Source organism: Streptomyces sp. NPDC055506, from assembly GCF_053643595.1.
This window is the reverse complement of sequence record NZ_JBSHKH010000274.1, coordinates 1-2,444: the sequence shown is the minus strand read 5'-3', so window position 1 is coordinate 2,444 and position 2,444 is coordinate 1. Positions and strand designations below refer to the sequence as shown.

Genomic DNA, 2,444 nt, shown 5'->3' with positions numbered 1-2,444 from the left:
ACGACGGGCCGGCCCCGGGTGCGGGGACCGGCCCGTCGTCGTGTGCGCGCACAGCCCCGGTTCAGCTCGAACCAGACCACCTTGCCCGTGCTCAGCCGCGTGGCCCCCCAGCGCCGGGCCAGCCGGTTCACCAGATACAGTCCGCGTCCGCCCTCGTCGGTGGCGCGGGCCTGCCGCAGGCGCGGCAGCTGCGGGACGTCGTCCCCCACCTCGCAGCGCAGGACATCCGTCCGCAGCAGGCGCACCGTGACCGGCCGGGACGCGTACCGCACGGCGTTGGTGACGACCTCGCTGACCAGCAGCTCGACGGAGTCGCTGAGTTCCTCGAGGCCCCAGCGCTGCAACGCGCGCCGGGCCAGCCGGCGGGCCCGGCCCGGGGCGGCGTCCTCCGGCTCCAGGAACCAGTACGCCACATCGCTGGGCGCGATCCCGTCGAAGCGGGCGGCGAGCAGCGCGATGTCGTCGTCCCGGTCGCCCGGGCCGAGCATGTCGAGCACCTCGTCGCAGAGCGCCTCCAGGGGCGGCGGATGGTCGGGACCGGTGAGCTGCGCGGTCGCGGCGAGCTTCTCGCGCAGCTGCTCGATGCCGGTCCACACGTCCCTGAGGCGCGACTCCACCAGGCCGTCGGTGTACAGCACCAGGGTCGCGCCGGCGGGCGCGTCCAGTTCCACCGCCTCGAAGTCGACGCCGCCGACCCCGATGGGGGCACCGGCCGGCACGCGCAGCACCTCGGCGCGGCCGCCCAGGTGGAGCAGAACGGGCGGCGGGTGGCCGGCGTTGGCGATGGTGATGCGGTGCGATACCGGGTCGTAGACCGCGTACAGGCAGGTCGCCATGCGGTCCACACCGAGGCGCTGGGCCTGTTCGTCGAGGTGGTGCAGGACCTCCTGCGGCGGCAGGTCGAGGCCCGCGAGGGTCTGGGCGGTGGTGCGCAGCTGGCCCATGATGGCGGCCGAGGTCATGGAGTGGCCCATGACGTCACCCACGACCAGGGCGACCCGGCTGCCGGGCAGCGGAATCGCGTCGTACCAGTCGCCGCCGACGCGAGCCGTCTCCGCCGCCGGCAGATAGCGGGAGGCGAGCCGCACACCGGTGGGGCGGGGCAGCGTCTCGGGCAGCATGGTGCGCTGAAGCTCGTCCGCGATGTACGCCTCGCGCCCGTACAGCACGGCCTTGTCGATGCCCAGGGCGCTGTGCGTGGCCAGCTGGGCGGCCACCAGCAGGTCGTCCGGTTCGAAGGCGATGCGTTCGGGGCGGCGCAGGAACAGGGCGGCGCCGATGACCCGACGCCGGCCGCGCAGCGGGGCGAGGATCGCCCGCTGTCCGTCCGGTACGGCGAATTCGCCGCCTTCGCCGAGCAGCTCGGGCAGCGCGGCGCGGGCCGCGGGAGCGTCGGTGAAAACCGGGCGCACGCCCCGCAGGACCTCGGCGAGCGCGCTACCCGGCCGCACCTCGCACAGCTCTGCGCCGACCGTGTCCAGCTCGTCCGGTTCGGGCTGGGTGGCCGGCTGGAAGCCGTTCTCGGTGTCGCGCTCCGCCGGTATCCGGTCGGTGCGGCGCAGCCGCAGCACCAGCGGGCCGGTGGGCCGCTCGTCGCCGACGGGCAGCGGGTCGCGCAGATAGACCAGGATCGCGTCGGAGAAGGTGGGCACGGTGGCCCGGCACAGCCCCATCACGATCTCGTCGAGATCGATGCCGCGGGCGATCCGCCGGGTGGCGGCGCCGACGAACCGGAGCCGGTCGCCGTCCCGCCGCATCGGCGTGGGCCGGCCCGGCGGCAGGCTCTGGCCGCTGCGGCGCTCCTGCCCGTCGGCATTCGGCGCCGGCCGGTCCTGCTCGTCGGCCGGCTGGACCGGAATGCCCTCGGGGGAGGGGCGCGGCCGCGGGGTCTCGCGCTCGGCGGTCTGCTCGGCACCCGGCTGGGAGTGCTCGGAGGCGGGGTCGCTCACGGTGTCCTTGCCCTTGCCGAACGGCGTGGAGGTGCCCGGCTCCGAGGTGCCCGGCGCGGTGTGCGCCGTCGTGACCGGAACGGTGACGTCGCCGCCTGAGCGGCCCTGTACCGGTAAGGCGCCCGAGCCGGGCGTGCGCGCCGGTGTCGAGGTATGCACGAGCGCCCCGCGGGGATCCGCGGGGTCGATGCCCGTCTGCGGGCGTTCGAAGGAGGTCGGCTGCTCCGTCACGCGTGTCGAATCCATCCGTCCGGGGCTGCACGCCAGAGGTGCAGGTGGTCCCGCCGAAACTCCGATACCCGGAATACGTGCCCCAGGAACGGAATTCCCGCGTGGTCAGAGGTTGTTTCTGTGCCACCGGCCGACCGTCTGCGGCCCTCAGGGGCGTCCTGATGGATCTCCGCAGCGTCGCGACGCCCGGCACGCACGCTCGCCGCACGGTGCGAAGGGCCAGGTGGCTCCGCCACATGGCCCTTCGCGCCGCACGCCGATCGC

At 74.7% G+C, this 2,444-nt stretch carries 1 protein-coding gene; it reads right to left on the bottom strand.

Annotated features, from left to right (window positions below):
- Positions 1-2,195 (bottom strand): SpoIIE family protein phosphatase (locus ACWIF2_RS40540; protein WP_454366704.1); only part of this gene is annotated, 2,195 nt, incomplete at its 3' end.
- Between the last annotated feature and the right edge of the window lie 249 nt (positions 2,196-2,444).